Annotated in this window: 9 protein-coding genes and 2 pseudogenes; 6 read left to right on the forward strand and 5 right to left on the reverse strand. The window is 73.2% G+C overall.

The genetic code is table 11. The features are described from left to right. Position 1 precedes the first annotated feature (1 nt). From B124_RS12700 to B124_RS12710, 3 genes are read right to left on the reverse strand one after another with little or no spacing between them, the layout of a single operon-like run. The gene (locus B124_RS12700) at positions 2 to 3,199 is read right to left on the reverse strand and encodes an amino acid adenylation domain-containing protein (protein WP_496502882.1); all 3,198 of its coding nucleotides are present in this window, start codon (positions 3,197 to 3,199) and stop codon (positions 2 to 4) included. Then, positions 3,196 to 3,414 (reverse strand): hypothetical protein, encoded by a 219-nt coding sequence (locus tag B124_RS12705; RefSeq protein ID WP_496502883.1) that lies wholly within the window; start codon positions 3,412 to 3,414, stop codon positions 3,196 to 3,198. The genes B124_RS12700 and B124_RS12705 overlap by 4 nt, the downstream gene beginning before the upstream one ends. Before the next feature lie 53 nt (positions 3,415 to 3,467). Continuing rightward, a complete protein-coding gene (locus B124_RS12710; RefSeq protein WP_496502884.1) occupies positions 3,468 to 4,616 on the reverse strand; it encodes a pyridoxal-phosphate dependent enzyme in 1,149 nt (382 codons plus the stop codon). A 251-nt stretch (positions 4,617 to 4,867) separates the two neighbouring features. On the opposite strand from B124_RS12710, the gene B124_RS12715 reads away from it, so the two are divergent. Then, complete coding sequence (locus tag B124_RS12715; RefSeq protein WP_496502885.1) at positions 4,868 to 5,446, forward strand: hypothetical protein; 579 nt, start codon at positions 4,868 to 4,870, stop codon at positions 5,444 to 5,446. Between the two features lie 65 nt (positions 5,447 to 5,511). Here the strand turns inward: B124_RS12715 and B124_RS12720 are convergent, their stop codons facing one another. Beyond that, positions 5,512 to 6,522 carry a lysylphosphatidylglycerol synthase transmembrane domain-containing protein gene (locus B124_RS12720; RefSeq protein WP_496502886.1) on the reverse strand — a complete coding sequence of 337 codons (1,011 nt, stop codon included), beginning with the start codon at positions 6,520 to 6,522 and terminating at the stop codon, positions 5,512 to 5,514. Positions 6,523 to 6,830: 308 nt separating this feature from the next. Between B124_RS12720 and B124_RS12725 the strand changes: the two genes are divergently transcribed. From B124_RS12725 to B124_RS12745, 5 genes and pseudogenes are all read left to right on the forward strand, one after another. Continuing rightward, entirely contained in the window at positions 6,831 to 7,229 is a 399-nt protein-coding gene (locus B124_RS12725; protein WP_496502887.1) for a CU044_2847 family protein, read from the forward strand. Positions 7,230 to 7,232: 3 nt separating this feature from the next. Further along, positions 7,233 to 9,377, forward strand: coding sequence for a VMAP-C domain-containing protein (locus B124_RS12730; protein ID WP_496502888.1), 2,145 nt, complete (start codon positions 7,233 to 7,235; stop codon positions 9,375 to 9,377). Further along, positions 9,374 to 10,324 carry an AAA family ATPase gene (locus B124_RS12735; RefSeq protein WP_496502889.1) on the forward strand — a complete coding sequence of 317 codons (951 nt, stop codon included), beginning with the start codon at positions 9,374 to 9,376 and terminating at the stop codon, positions 10,322 to 10,324. The genes B124_RS12730 and B124_RS12735 overlap by 4 nt, the downstream gene beginning before the upstream one ends. 2 nt (positions 10,325 to 10,326) lie before the next feature. Beyond that, positions 10,327 to 13,668 (forward strand): SAV_2336 N-terminal domain-related protein, encoded by a 3,342-nt coding sequence (locus B124_RS12740; RefSeq protein WP_496502890.1) that lies wholly within the window; start codon positions 10,327 to 10,329, stop codon positions 13,666 to 13,668. A 180-nt stretch (positions 13,669 to 13,848) separates the two neighbouring features. Then, a pseudogene (locus B124_RS12745) lies at positions 13,849 to 14,616 on the forward strand (GH12 family glycosyl hydrolase domain-containing protein); the annotation flags it as partial. A gap of 79 nt (positions 14,617 to 14,695) precedes the next feature. Here B124_RS12745 and B124_RS12750 read toward each other — a convergent pair. After that, positions 14,696 to 14,944: pseudogene (locus B124_RS12750) on the reverse strand (IS110 family transposase); the annotation flags it as partial.

Raw genomic sequence — 14,944 nt, forward strand, 5'->3', positions numbered from 1 at the left:
GTCAAGCCCTCCCGTCCTGGAGCGCGGCGGCCAGCCGGGCGACCGTCGGGTGCCGGAAGAGCACCCGGAGGGTGAGGCCGCCGACCCGCTCCTGCCTGGCCAGGGCGAGGACGCGCAGCATGGTCAGCGAGTGCCCGCCCAGGTCGAAGAAGTCGTCGTGCAGCCCGACGTGCCGGAGCCCGAGGACCCGGGCCCAGATGCCGGCGAGCTGCCGCTCCAGTTCGGTGCCCTCCGGCTCGCTCTCCTCCGCGGCTTCGGCCCCGTTCGACGCCGGGTTCTCCGCCGGGTCCTCCGCCGCGGTCCCGGCCGGCTCAGGGGGCGGCAGCGCGGCCCGGTCGAGCTTGCCGGCGGCGGACAGCGGCATCCGGTCCAGCGGCGTGATGAAGGCGGGCACCATCGCGTCGGGCAGCGACTCCCGCAGAAAGGCGCGGAGTACGCGGGGGTCGGCTGACCGCGGAGTGACGTAGGCGCAAAGGACGCGCTCGCCTCCGGGGCCCTCGCGGGGCAGCACCACGGCGTCGGTGACCGAGGTGTGCCGGCGCAGCTCCGCGGCCGTCTCGGCGGGTTCGACGCGGATGCCGCGGATCTGCACCTGGTCGTCGAGACGGCCGAGGAACTCGATGCTCCCGTCGGGGAGAAGGCGGCCGATGTCGCCCGTGCGGTACATGCGGGCGCCCGGCTCGGCCGCGTACGGGTCCGGTACGAAGCGTTCGGCGGTCAGCGCGGCCCGGCCGGGATAGCCGCGGGCGACGGCCCATCCGCCGACGCATATCTCCCCGGGCACGCCGGCGGGGACCGGCCGCAGGCCGGCGTCGAGCAGGTGCACGGCGACGTGTGCCAGCGGCCGGCCTATCGGCGCGACCGGGGTGGGGCAGGAGCCGTCGTACGGCCAGAAGGTGGCGGTGATCGTCGCCTCGGCGGGGCCGTAGCTGTTGACCGTCCGGGTGCCCGGCAGGGCCGCGGCCCAGCGGGCGAGCTGTTCCGGCGCCACGGCGTCGCCGCCGACGTTCATCAGGCGCAGGTGGCCGAGTCCCGGGTCCGGGCTTTCGGCGACGGCGTCGACGAGCTGGTACCAGTAGTCCGGGGTCAGTTCCATCACGGTGACCCGGTGGCGGCGCAGCCGGTCGAGGAGTTCACGGGGGTCCCACAGGTCAGGCCCGCGGAGTACGAGCGTCGCCCCGGCCGCCAGGGTCGCCAGGAGCTGTTCGACGGCGGCGTCGAAGGCCACGGAGGCGAACTGCATCACGGCGTCGCCGGGCCCGAGCGCGTAGGCGGCGCGGACGCTCTCGCAGTGGGTGGCCAGCGAGCGGTGGGTGACGGCGACGCCTTTCGGCGTGCCGGTGGAGCCGGAGGTGTAGACGAGGTAGGCCAGTTCGCCGGGGCGCACCGGCCTGTCGGGCTCGTACGGGGTGTCCGCCTCATCCGTCTGGCCCGTGCCGTACGAGCCGTCCGGTCCCTCCGGCGCGATGTCCAGCACCGGCCCGTGCCAGGCGAACGCCCCGTGTGAGATCACCACTCGTGCGCCGGAGTCGTCGAGCATGAACCGGATCCGGCGTTCCGGCAGGGCGCGGTCGAGCAGCAGGCACGCGCCGCCCGTCCGCAGCACGGCAAGTGCCGCGACGACCAGGTCGGCGGAACGCTCCACGTACACGCCGACCGGTGCCTCGGGTCCCGCGCCCGCGGCCCGCAGCCGGGCCGCGAGTGCCCCGGACCGCGTCCACAGCGCGCCGTAGGTCAGCGACGTGTCGTCGGTGCGCACCGCGACCGCCGCGGGGCGGGTCGCGGCCAGGTCGCCGATCGTACGGTGCACGGGGCGCGGCGCGGCGGGCCGCGCACGCACGGGCGGCGCCGCACGCCGGTCCTCGGGGATGACGGACAGCCCGCCGACGGTCAGGCCCGGCGCTGCGCCCGCTGTCTCCGTCAGCGCCGCCTCGAGGCTGTCGGCGATCCGGGCCGCCGCGGCGTCGTCGAGGACGGTGCGCTCGTACTCGAAGACCAGCTTGAGGCCGTCGCCCGGCTCCGCGGTGACGGTCAGCGGGTAGCCGGTCCGGCCCGTGGTGCGGCGGAACGTCATGCGCACCCCGGCGGCGGCCCAGCTCTCCTCGGCGGCTCCGGGGTGGTTCTCGAAGACGAGCAGCGTGTCGAAGAGCGCGGTGCCCGCGGGCACGTCGGTGTGGGCCTGGAGTTCGGCCAGCGGGCGGTGCCCGTGCTCGCGCAGGTCGAGCAGCCGGTCCTGGAACTCCCGCAGCCAGGTCACCACGTCCGCCGCGGGCCGCACCCGGACCCGTACCGGAATGGTGTTGATCAGCAGCCCCACCATGGCTTCCACTCCGTCCAGGTCCGGCGGGCGGACGGAGAGGGTCGAGCCGAACAGCACGTCCTGGGCTCCGCTGTAGCGGTGCAGCACCACGGCGAGCGCGCCGTGCAGCACGGTCGCCACTGTCAGCCGGTTCGCACGGGCGAAGGCGGTCAGTGCGGCGGACTGCGGGCGGTCGAGGGTACGGACCAGCTCGCCGGTGCCCTCCCCGGGGGCCCGCGGGGCCAGACGCAGCCGCGTGGGTGCGGCGAAGCCGGCGAGGGCGTCCTGCCACACGGCCTTTGCCGCGGCTTCGTCCTGGCGGCGGAGCCAGTCGGCGAAGTCGCCGTAGCGCGGGCCCGTAAGAGCCGCATCGTCCGGCCTGCCTGCCCGTACCGCGCCGTACTGCTCCATGACCTCGCGGAGCACCAGCGTGCGGCTCCAGCCGTCGAGCAGACCGTGGTGGGAGGTCCACAGCAGCCGGTGCGCCCGCCCGCCGGTCCGCAGCAGGCTGAGGCGGGCGGGCGGAGCCTGGTCGAGGCGGATGCCCGCTCGCCGGTCCGCGGCCAGCAGCGCTCCGAGACGGTCCCGTTCCTCGTCGGCGGAAAGGCCACGCCAGTCCTGCACGGACAGCGGTACGGCTGCCCCGGCGAACACCCGCTGCTCGGGCTCCGGGCCGTGTCCCCAGAAGAACGCGCTGCGGAGCACCGGATGCCGGCGGGCGACCCGGGACCAGGCCGCGGTGAACGCCGGGACGTCGAGGGCACCTTCGAGATCGAAGAGGTGCTGAACGAGATCGATGTCGCTGCCCTCGTCCCGCAGCGACTGCACGAGCATGCCGGCCTGGAGCGGCACCAGCGGCCAGCGGTCGGTGACCTCTGAGCGCGTGTCGGCCGGTCTCATCCCTCTCCCCCTCCTCTCGGCGTTCCGGGCGGTGCGCAGCTCAGGCGGAAGTCGGCGTGGGCACCGCGCCCGTCCGGCCGATCCCGCCAGTGGCCGGGTGTCGGCTGGACCGGTTCTGCGGGACTGCCGAACCGGTCCACGGCCTCGACCGCGAGGGTGTCCAGCCCGGTCTGCTCCGCCCGGGTGAGGGTCAGCGTTCCAGGCTCGGAGGTCATCCGGTCTCCGTGGGTTCGCGGGGGTGACAGGCGGCTGCTGCCGGCAAGGACCGTCAGGCGAATCGGGAGTGGCCCGTCGAGCTGATGTTGACGAGAATCCGCTGTCTGCTGCGCGCTCTCGCCTCGGCCACGACAGCAGCCAGCTGGTAACCCGTCTCCAGCGCGACGGCCCGCCCTTCGCACTCCTCGAAGAGGCGCGCGGCCTTCACCGCCTCGGCGGACGTGAACGTGCGGGTAGCGAGGTCTCCCCGACGGTGGAAGGCCGCGACCGGGGCGGCCACCAGCGTGGAGCCCAGCCCGCCGATGTACTCGCTGCCCAGCAGACGTTCGAGACCGTAGGTGCGCAGCCGCGGATAGAAATCACGGTCGTCGATGGAGTAGTCGCCGAACACTCCGGCGCTGACTACGGGGCAGTGCTCGGACTCGGCGCACACGACGTCCACACCCGGGCGCCCGAGGAAGGGTGCCGCGATACCGAGCAGGTTCGCACCGCCACCGCAACTGCCCACCACCACATCCGGGGCCTCACCGCCGAGCTGCGCCAGCGCTTCCTGCCCGACGAGCGTCTGAGGCAGGATGAAGTAGTTGTAGACGCTGCCGAAGATGTACCGGACGCCGTCCATCTCGCGCACGTGGTCGACTGCGGCGTTGGCGGACAGCACCAGGGGATCGAAGCCGGCGCCCTGGTCCTCGCCCACGACCACCACTTCCGCCCCCGCCTCCCGCATCATCTCGGCGCGGTCGGGGCGGGCGGCGGCACTCGCGGAGTCGAGGAAGCACAGGACCTCCACGCCGAACCGGGCCGCGGCTTGCGCCAGGGCCACACCCCAGTTGCCGGTGGTCTCGGTGGCGAGGGTCCGCACACCGTCCTGGGCGCAGTGGTACGCCACCCATAACGCGCTGTTGGCCTTGTGGTTCCCCGACGGCGTGGTGCCCTCGTCCTTGACATATACGCGGCAGTCCGTGCCCAAGGCGGCGGCGAATCGCCTCGCCTCGAACAGCGGCGTCGGGCGGAAAGTCCCGTAAAGCTCGGCGAGTTCGGGTGGCACGGGAATCACCGGCTCGTCCGTCAGCTCCATCCGGGCCAGTCGCGGGGGCAGTACCCGGGCGAGTGATTCCTCGGTGGCCAGCCGGCCGGTGACGGGATCCAGCAGGTGGGCGGGGTGCTCCGCGGACAGGTTGATCAGGGTGGCGTCGATCAAGGAACCTCCTCGCGGCATTCCGCGGCGCCGCGCCGCCGGCTGACTGACGGCGCTCGGAGTGGGTCACTGCGGGCGGTGGGGGCGATGAGTTCGACGATGCGTCATAGCTCAAATGTTCCGTTAGCGAGGATGACAGAGCCGTTACCGTCGTACAACCCTGCGTTGCCAGGCGGGGACGGGTCCCGGGGCAGGGGCGGCACGATGCATGGCAGGTTCCGTGTCCTCACACGCCTGGCATCGAGGAGAAGCCCATGAGCGGTCCACCCTCCTATCCGCCCCGCACCCCTTACCCGCCTTTCCCGCCTTACCAGCCGGCCGGTCCCTCCCGGCCGTGGCCGGTGCAGTGGCTGTGGGGCCTGATGGTCGGTGTGACGGTGGCGTGCAGCGTCGTGGTCGTCAGCGACGAGTCGCTGAAGCGCTCTGAGTTCGAGTCCCCGGGTGCGTCGGATTCGACCCCGTCAACTGCGCCGTACTTCTATCTGGCCGTGCTCGGGTTGTACCTTCTCTTCGCTCTCCGGGCCCGGGGCGGCAGGCCGTCGGCCCGGATCGGGGCGCCGGTCACGACGGTGCTCGTCTTCTTCTTGATGACGCCCTATTGCTGGCTGGGCTTCACCGACGCTTACCACGTCTTCGGCCCTGAGGGCGAGGAGTCCGGCCCGGTCTACGCGGTGCTGACCATGGCCGCGCTTGCCGCCGCCGTCGCCGCACTGGTGCTGATCTACCTCCCGGCGAGCAGCGCCTACTTCCGGTCCGTCCGCGCGAGTCGCGTTCCGCCTCCCCCTCCCGCCCCTCCCGCCCCTCCCGCCCCTCCCGTCGCGGGGAAGCGCTGACTCCAAGTCTTCAGCCTCGTGGCACGTCATGGCCGCACCGCCGGCGCCGCGCCCCGCGGGCCTGGTCACCGCCTGTGCTCCAGCGCGGTCGCCAGCCAGCACCCCCAGCCGATCGGCTGGAGCAGCCAGTAGCTGAAGATCCGGTAGAGCAGGGTGGCGGCGAACGCCTGGCCGGGATGCAAGCCGTAGACGACCAGCAGCCCCGTCAGGCTGGCCTCCGCGATGCCCAGCCCGCCCGGGGTGATGCGGGCGCTGACCGGGATCTGCACCAGCGCGAAGGCGAGCAGCAGGCCGCTCCAGGGCACCGGGAGGCCCAGGGCCCACAGGCTGGCCAGCAGACAGGCCGCGTCGAGCAGCCAGTTCAGCAGGGCCAGCGCAGCCGGTGTCAGCCAGGGCCGCAGGCCGGGGCGGACGGTGCGGGCGTGCGCGACCAGTTCCCGCGCCGCCCGGCCGGCCGAGCCGAGGCGTTCGTGCCGGGCCGCCGTCCGCTCCCAGCGGCGGCTGACCGCCCCGCGTACGGCCGGCGAACGCAGCGCGACCAGACCCGCCGCGGCCAGCAGCGCCAGCAGCACGAACGCCCACAACAGGCTCGTGCCGGGCCCCCGGGTACCGGCCATGAGCACGCCCAGCACGATCACCGTCACCAGGGCCAGCGCGGACATCACTCCGGAGGCGGCCAGCACCCCCGCCGTCAGCGCCCGGTCGGCCCCCCGGCGTCTGAACTGGCGGAAGAGCCAGGCCACGCCCAGGGCCGCGCCGCCCGGGAACGCCCCGGCCATCGCGTTCGCCGCCAGCACCAGCCGGCCCATGCCGGCCATCGTCACCCGCACCCCGCCGACCGCCAGCAGCCACTGCTGCAACCCGGCCAGGCACGCCACGGACACCGCCTGGCACACCAGCGCGACCAGCGCCTTGGCCGGGCTGACATGCGTCAGCAGATCGAGCGCCCGACGCAGTTCACCGCGCCGCGCGACGGCGACCAGCAGCCCCGCCGTGACGAGCAGCGCGGCCAGCAGCCACCACAGCCGCCCGACACGCCACCACCGGGTACGCGAGCCCGTACTGCCCGGGGTCACGACCGGCACACCGCGGCGGTGGTCACGTAGAGCACACGGCCGACGCTACCGCGTGACAGCCGCGGGCCCGGGCCCGACGTGTCGGGGCAGCGCCGCCGACCGCGCGGGGAGGACGCCGGCCCGGCCTGATGCGCCGCCTGCGCCGTTGTCGCACGATCGAGGGGGACTCCGTGAGACCGCCACCGCACGACCGAAGACCGGCTACACTCCCGCCACCCGGCGAAAGACCAGATCAGACAGCGAAATCCCGCCGGGGTACTCGTAGAAGTCCGCTTCCCCGAGGGCGACTTGCCCGGGAGAATACGACCGTGAACACATCGTCAGACCTCGAACTCGACGACGGCACTTCCGTACGGTTCCTGCTCTCCCCCGCCGAGGGTCCCGCGGTGCCCCCGGCGGAGAGCGACACGCCTGACGGCATGGGGAGGGCCGTTCCGGTGGGCGCCGCCGGCCGAGCTGTCGCGGGGTTGTCCGCCGGGGCGCTGCGCACCACGCTGAAGCCGCTCGCGCCGCTGCTGCAGGGAGTGCACGATGCCGTCACCGCGACTCCGCAGCCGCCCGCCGAGATAACCGTGACCCTGGGCGTCCAGGTCGGAAAAGATCTCCGGCTCGGCATCGTGGGCGGCACCGCTCAGGCCCATCTCACGGTCACCGCCTGCTGGCGGCCGGAGGGGACCGGGGCCGGTTCCGCCTCCCAAGGGGAGTGACGGGTGGGATGGTTCGGGTCCGCGTGGGACTCGGCGGACGACCCTGCCCTGCACGTCGTGACCGTGCTGCGAGCCGACGCCGCGAAGCCGGCGGGCGCGGGGGTCGTCTTCGGTGACGACACGGTGCTGACCTGTGCGCACGTCGTCAATGCCGCGCTCGGCCGGCCCATGCTCGAATCCCGCCCGCCGCGGTCCGCGGAGCTGGCGGTCCAGGTCCACGACGCGACCCGCACGCAGCAGTTCACCACCCGGGTGGCGTACTGGATACCGCCGCGCACCCGCGACGGCGATCCCGTACCCGCGGGTGACGACGAGTGGCTCGGGGATCTCGCCCTGTTACGGGTCGACGCGCCGGCGGGCGGCCTGCCCGCCGCACCGGGCAGAGCACCGATGGCCGTCGGACAGGAGGTGAGCGCGTGGCACGGCAGCGGGCAGGCCGCCACTGTCGCCCGCCTCACCGTCGCCGCGCTGCACGGTTCCCGCGGGTACCTCGACGGGGAGCCGACCGGCATGGCCATCGGTGCCGGCTACAGCGGGAGCCCGCTGTGGTGCCGGCACCGGGAAGCCGTCGTGGGCCTGGTCGTCGCCCACTTCATGCCGCCCCGGGACCGCGAGACGGGCGGGCCGCTGCCGCACAGCCCGCAGCACCTCATACGGCGCAGTTGGTCCGTACCGTGGCAGCGGATCGAGGCGGAACTGCGTCCCCTGGGCGTCCTGGACGCCGTGCCGGAGCACTCTCCCGGGCTCGACGACCCGGCGTTCCTGCTGCTGACGAACGTCGTCGCGAACACCCTGCCCTCGTCGAGCTCCCGCGCCGAGGCCGGCCGGCGGCTGGCGCAGGCCTGCGGCGTCGCGCACGGAAGCGACATCACCCCGCCTGCGCCGGAGGATTTCGCCACGTTCGCCCTGACGCATCCGCGGGCGCTCGCGGCCCTGGCCGGAATGCTGCGGCGGGACAGCCCCGGCGCCGCCGACCAGGTACTGGCGGCGGGGAGCCTGTCCCGTACGCCCAGACTGCTGTCCCCGCAGGAGTACGCCGAGATGCGCAGGAGCCTGCGGGGCATGGACGTGGCGGTGGCCGCCCGGCTGCCCGAGGCGATGCGTGCCGCACTCCCCCATCTGGCGTCCCTGCCCGGCGGCGACACGGTGGACGCACTGCTTGACCAGTTGGAGGCATTCCCCGGGGACGGCCACTCGGCCGGCGGGGAGCGCCGGGTCCCGGCGCTGCTGCGCGTCATGGAGTACCTCGGCGTGCTGTGCCCCGCCCCCCGCAGGGCGCAACTGCGGCTGTGGGCGGACTCCGTCGCGCAGCGGCTGGGCATTCCCCGGGGGGCGCTCGGCGAGCGCCGGTCGGACGCCGAGGCATGGCTGCGCTCGCTGCGCGACCGCTCGGCGCGGGTGCGTGTCCTGGTGCAGGTGACGCGGGCGGAACGGGGCCTGCACAGGCTGCGTCTGTGGTGCGATGAGGGGGACGGCCCCCGGCAGGTGTCGACGTCCGGTGCTGCGGCGTACTCGGCGTCGCAGGCGGCGCGTGAGGTACTGCGCGTCCTGGACACCCTCGCCCCTCAGGTGGCGGATGAACGGCCGCCGCTGGTGGAGGTGATCGTGGACCGGGCCGGGCTCAACCTGCCCGTGGACGAGTGGGAGGCCCGCGATCCGGACGAGATCCTGCCGGGTGCGCTCGGGGTGGAGTTCCCGCTCGTCGTGCACTGCCCGGAACTCCTGCGCCGGCACGGTCGCTTCACGGCGCACTGGCGCAGCAGATGGAGCAGGCTGGACTCGGGCAAGACGTTCGTCGTCTCCGAGCCCATGGACCCGGACGCGATCTACTCATTGCTGGTCAACAAGCTGGACACCGTCCGTGTCTGCGTCGACCTGCCTCCCGGACCGCGGGACGGCATCGTCCAGACGTGTCTCCTCCTGGGCATCCCGGTGGTGGTGTGGGACCGGGGCCGGAACGGAGCGGCGCACGTGACGAAGCACATCTCCGGCGTCGCCACCCGCGAACTGCCCGACGGCGTACGCGACTACCGCGCGAACGCCAAGGCATATCCGCCGGAGTTTCCCGGCCGGCCGGTGCTGGCCTGGGCCGACGCCGACCAGACCATCCCCCGGCTGCACCTCACAGAGCCCCAGGAGAACTCATGACATCTGCCGCCGAGGCCGATTGGCGCCTGTTCCGCGGAGACGGTGTGCCCCGGGTCGTCACCCTCCCCCAGGCGCCCCCGTGGCGCCGCTTCACCCCTGGCCGCCCGCAGGGCCCCGAACTGCCGTACCTGATCGAGCAGCGCCACTCCGACGTCGTCAACGCGGCGCTCTACCTGCGCCGTCCGCTGCTGGTGACCGGCCCGGCCGGCACCGGGAAGTCGTCGCTGGCGCGGGCCATCGCGCACGAACTGCGCCTGGGCGAGCTCCTGCGCTGGCCGGTCAACAGCCGCTCGACGGTCAAGGACGCCCTCTACCAGTACGACGCGATCGGCCGGCTGCGCGAGACGACGCTGAGCCGGGACCGCGGCGAGAGCGAGCCGTCCATCGGCACGTTCATCCGGCTCGGCCCGCTGGGATCCGCACTGGTGTCGTCGGCCACCCCCCGAGCCCTGCTCATCGACGAGATGGACAAGGGAGATGTCGACCTGCCCAACGACCTGTTGACCGTGTTCGAGGAAGGCCACTTCGACATCCCGGAGCTGACCAGGCTCCCCGAGCACATGGCCGAGGTCGAAGTGCAGACCTACGGTCACAGGGGCTCGGTGGTGATCGACCAGGGGCGCGTGCAGTGCGTCGAGTTCCCGGTGATCGTCATCACCAGCAACGGGGAGCGTGACTTCCCGCCCGCGTTCCTGCGCCGCTGCGTCCGTCTCGACCTGCCCGTACCCGACGAGGAGCGGCTGCGCGCCATCGTCGCCGCCCACCTGGGCGAGGCGGCCCTCCGAGAGGCGGACGACCTGATCGAGACCTTCCTGCGGCGCCGCGCGCCGGGCGAACTGGCCACCGATCAGCTGCTCAACGCCGTCTTCCTGCGCGTCGGCGGCGTAGATCTCGACGCGGAGGGACTGCTGGACGCGGTGCTGCACCAGTTGACCGGGGCGATGTAGCCGTGCCCGGCGGTGGAGAGCGGCTCGCCGAGGCGCTGCGGGTGTTCACGGCCTGCGGCTGCGATATGGACGCGGACCAGGTGCTCGACGTGCTGTGGCTGGCGTCGCGCCTGCCCGCGAGTGAGCAGGCGCCGCTCCACCGGATTCCGGCCGCGGTCGCCGAGGTGCCCGCCGCGCCGCCGCCTGCGCCGGGACCGGACCCCGCCGGCGCGGAGCACCCCGCGCCGGAGCCGGACGACCCGGGCCTGCCGGACCTGACCGTACCGGCGCTGTACGCGGCGGCGCGCCAGGCCGCCACGGCCACCGCGAAACCCCGGCAGGAGGGGCTGCACGAGGAGCCGCGCAAGGCGCTGCCGGTACGGACACCGGAGCACAAAGCCCTCTCCGACGAGCTGGCGCTGGGCCGGGCGCTGCGGCCGCTCAGACGGCGGCAGGACAGCAGGCACCGGTACGATGTCGACGAGGAGCGGACGGCTGAGGAACTCGCCGAGACCGGCCTCGCCGACGTGGTGGAGCGCCCGGTGCGGGAGCGCTGGCTGAACCTGGTCCTGCTGGTCGACGACTGCCTGTCGATGCTGCTGTGGCACCGTCTCGGAGCCGAGTTGCGCACCCTTCTCGAACGGCTCGGCGCGTTCGCGACCACCCGCGTCCTCGGCCTCGACACTCGGGGGCGGCAACCTGCCCTGCACGCCCGGCCGTTCCGGGGGAACGGCACGAAGCTGCCGCTGAGCGGCCTGAACGACCCGTCGGGCGGGTCCCTCGTGCTCGTCGTCAGCGACGGCATGGGCGTCGCCTGGCGCACCGGTGCCATGCACGAGCTGCTCGCGCACCATGCGGCACGCGGGCCGGTCGCGGTGCTGCACACCCTGCCGTCCGACATCTGGGAGTCGTCCGGCATCGCCGCCGAACGCTGGCAGGTCACCACCCGCCGGATCGGCGGTGCCAACACCTACTGGAAGGTCTCCGACCCGGTGCTGCCGCCGGGGCTCCTCGACTTCGACGGGTTCGCGGTCCCTGTGCTGGAGCCGGCCCCCCGTTCCCTGCGTGTGTGGGCGCATCTGCTCGCTTCCCCCGGCACCACCGCGGAGCTGCCTCTGCTCACCCCGCCGGGCCGGCACCAGGCGGTCGTCGCCGCCCGGAATGTCAGCAGCGCCCAGCACTTCCGGGACGCCGCCACCCCCGAGGCGTACCGCCTGGCCGCCCATCTCGCCGCGGTGGCTCCGCTGTCGGTGCCGGTGATGCGCCTGGTGCAGACCGCGGTGCCCTGGCCGGCGACCACCTCGCATCTGGCCGAGGTGTTCCTCGGCGGGCTGATGCAGCCGCATCCCGCGCCGGTTCCCGGCCCGCTGCCGGCGAAGCACCGGGTCTTCGACTTCTCCGACGAGTCGAAGACGGCGCTCCTCGACGCGGTACCGCAGGCCGAACTGCTGCGGACGAGCCGCCGTATCGGCCGCCGGCTCGAACAACTCGCGGGCACCTCACCGGAGTTTCCCGCCTGGCTCACCCACCCGGACGGCTTCGCGGACCTGCCCGCCTCGCACCAGCCGTTCACCCACGTGGAGCGGCGGCTGCTCAGCCGGCTCGGGGTGTCGGTCGGCGAGCCGGTGCACGGCGCGGAACCCGAGGCGTACGACGCCGACGCCACCGACTGGGGGCCGCTCACGGACGCCGATCCGCGGCAGATCGGCGAGTACCGGCTCGACGGCCGCCGCCGCGGCAGCCGCACCGTGGTCTACCGCGCCTTCGGCCCGCGCGGCACTCCCGCCGTCATCCGCACTCCGCGGCCCGATCAGCCGGCCGCGCACGCCCGGCTGATCGAGGTGGAGGCCGAGGTACTCGCACGGCTGCAGGGGCAGCACGCCCCCACGCTGCTCGCCACCGGCCTGGAAGACTCCCCGCCCTGGCTGGCGATGACGCCCATTGCGAACGACGCTGCGGACGACACCCAGCCGCTGCGTCTCGGAGAGATCTTCGCGCAGGCCATGACCGAGGGAGTCGCCCCGTTCGACATCCTCCGGGGGCTGCTCGTCTCCTGGTACCTTGCGAGCGCCCTCGTCCACTGCCACGCCAACGGGCTGGTCCTCACCAACCTCAACGCCGACCACATCTACGTCCTGCGGCGCGACGTGATACTCGGCGACCTGTCGGACTGTGTCGTGGACGGGGAGTACCTGCAGCCCGGCCCGGCCCCGACTCGTGCGGACAACATCCGCGACCTCGGAGAACTGCTCCAGATGATCAGCAGCAAGGCCGGCGTGCACCTGCCGGGCCTGCCCGAGGGGATGCACCTCTGGTCGGGCGGCGCCTGGCAGAGCCTGCGGCTCCTCGTACTGCGCTGCCTCGACCCGGATCCGGGGGTGCGGCCCGCCGCGAGCGAAGTCGCCGACCTCCTGGCCCGATACGTCGCGGAGGCCCGGCTCGCGCAGGGCCTCGTGCCGACGCCCGCTCTCCCGCCCGCGTCGGCCCCCGTGCCCCTGACGCCGCCTTCCGTGCGAAGTCCCGTACCGGACCGGGCCGGACCGCGCCTGCCCAGGTTCGGGCGGGGCCGCCGGGAGATGCAGGAACGGCTCGAACGGCTGCACGTACCCCTGAGCCGGAGCAGGCGGGTCACCCTGGCGGGCGCCTACCACTACAGCGGCCGGGCCACGGCCACCGTCGTCGTCGGCTCCCTGCTCGCCGCGGTGCGGGGCGAGCCGGTCCTGGCCCTCGACGGAGCAGCCACCGACGGGTCGCTCCACCCCTTCGTCCGGGGCCGCGACGGGGCCCGCCTGCGCGACCTTGCCATGCTCCCGGCCGACCCGTCGTACGCGGACATCCGGGCGCTGACCACGCGGCTGGAGTCGGGGCTCGAAGTAGTCGCCCACCGCGAGGGCTACATCGCGCCGAACTCCGCCCACGCGTACGAGTACGACCAGGTCTTGGCGCACACCGCGCCCCACTACCCCTTCGTGCTCACCGACTGGAGTCTGCTCCGCCTGGACCGGGCCGCGGACTTCGTCCTGAACCGGACCGACCAGCTCATCCTGTGCTGCGGTACCGCCGACTGGTTCATCGACGCGGCCGCACGCTCCCTGGCCGCGCTGCGCGAGGGTGGTCACGACGAGGTGGCACGCAAGGTGATCGCCGTCGCCACCCAGGTCGAGCACCCCTCCAGCCGCGACGTCACCGCCGCCGTTGCCCAGCGCCTGGGCATCGACCGTGCCCGGGTGGTCCAGATCCCATTCGACGCCTCACTCCGCTCGCCCGACGCCGACCTGACCAAGCTCCGGGTGGCGACGACGGACGCGTTCCTCGGCCTCGCCGAGCTGCTCGTGGGGCCCGGCGGCTCCGAAGCGGCGGACTGACCGACCGGCCCCCATGGGGCCCCTCCTGGCGCCTCCGCGTCAGGCCGGGCAGCCAGATCGACGTCGAACTCCGCGGCGGCGCTTCCGCCCCCCCGTCTTGTCAGCCGCTTCGACGCCTTCTATCGTCTCTCCCCGATTGGGAGCGCTCCCACAGACCCCCCACCTGAAGGAGCACCACAGATGAGCTCACGGAAGTCCCGTACCCGCGCCCTCGGCATGGCGGCCCTCCTCACCCTTGGATCGCTGGCCGCCTCCCTGACGACCGCCGAGGCGTCCGCGGTCGTGCAGGCGGAGATCTGTGAGAGGTACGGAACCACGACGATCCAGGACAGGTACGTGGTCCAGAACAACGCCTGGGGAACGGACCAGCCCCAGTGCATCACCACCACCGACAGCGGCTTCCAGATCACGCGAGCCGACGGCAGCGCATCCACCAACGGCGCCCCGAAGTCGTACCCGTCGGTCTACCTCGGCTGCCACTACGCCACCTGCTCACCGGGCACCAACCTGCCGCGGCAGATCGGGGCGGTCTCCAGTGCGCCCAGCTCGATCTCGTACTCCTACGTCGACAACGCCGTCTACAACGCCTCGTTCGACATCTGGCTGGACCCGGAGCCGCAGACGGACGGGGTGAGCCAGACCGAGATCATGATCTGGCTCAACCGCGTCGGGCCGATCCAGCCCATCGGCTCGCAGACCGGCACCGCCCAGGTCGCGGGCCAGACCTGGGAGGTGTGGACCGGCAGCAACGGGGCGAACGACGTGATCTCCTTCGTCGCCCCGGCCGCGCTGAGCAGCCTCAGCTTCGACCTGACGGCCTTCATCGACCAGGCGGTGGCCGCGGGGCTCGCCACCGACGAGTGGTACCTCACCAGCGTGCAGGCGGGCTTCGAGCCCTGGGAGGGCGGCACCGGCCTCGGCGTGAACTCCTTCTCGGCGTCGGTGAACTGACGGACCCTCCGGCATGGCCGTCTGACGGGGACGGGCAGGCCGGCTCGACCGGTCAGGCACCCCATGTCGTTTGGTGTCAAGCTGCATGGGGTTCGGGGTGTGCGTGGTGTGACCAGGCGGTCGCTTCGTCGTAGTGGGTTCGGGTCTTGAGGCATCCGTGGAGGATGCCGACGAGGCGGTTGCCGACCTGCCGGAGGGCCGGGTTGTAACCGGCCTCGCGGGCTCGTTGCTTGTCGTAGTAGCGGCGGGCTCCGGGTGAGGCGCGCAGGGCGGAGAACGCCTGGGTCTGCAGCGCGTCGGCGAGGCGGTTGTTACGGACGTAGCG

Source organism: Streptomyces sp. CNP082 (assembly GCF_059570535.1).